1 protein-coding gene is annotated in these 506 nt (G+C 65.0%); it reads left to right on the forward strand.

Translation table 11 applies throughout. From position 1 onward, the window contains the following. Positions 1 to 421, forward strand: a 421-nt coding sequence (locus tag HWY05_RS37765) for a flagellar biosynthetic protein FliQ (protein ID WP_176061490.1), incomplete at its 5' end; no start/stop codon positions are given. Positions 422 to 506 lie beyond the last annotated feature (85 nt).

The following is a 506-nucleotide window of genomic DNA, read 5'->3' on the forward strand; positions in this document are numbered from 1 at the left end:
CGCGCGCATCGCCAAGGCGCCGCCGATGCAGGGCCCCGAGGACGTGCCGCTGCCGCTGCTGGTGCCGGCCTTCCTGACCAGCGAGCTGAAGACCGGCTTCCAGATCGGCTTCACGATCTTCATCCCGTTCCTGATCATCGACCTGGTGGTGGCGAGCGTGCTGATGTCGATGGGGATGATGATGGTCTCGCCGACCACCATCTCGCTGCCCTTCAAGCTGATGCTGTTCGTGCTGGTGGTGGGCCTGGTGGTGAGCCTGTTCCAGGCCGCCACGCAGATCAACGAGTCGACCCTGTCGTTCATCCCCAAGCTGCTCGCGATCGTGGTGACGATGGTGATCGCCGGCCCCTGGATGCTGTCGACCATGCTCGACTACATGCGCGACATCCTGATGCACGTGGCCACGCTCGGCACCAGCTGAGCGCGTTGGCCGCCCTGCCCGCTCCCTTGGCCATTCCCGCTCCTTCCACGCGCCGATGTTCACCGTCACCTACGCGCAACTGAAC

Origin of the sequence: Paraburkholderia sp. BCC1876, assembly GCF_902833695.1 — a bacterium.
Classification (GTDB): Bacteria; Pseudomonadota; Gammaproteobacteria; order Burkholderiales; family Burkholderiaceae; genus Paraburkholderia.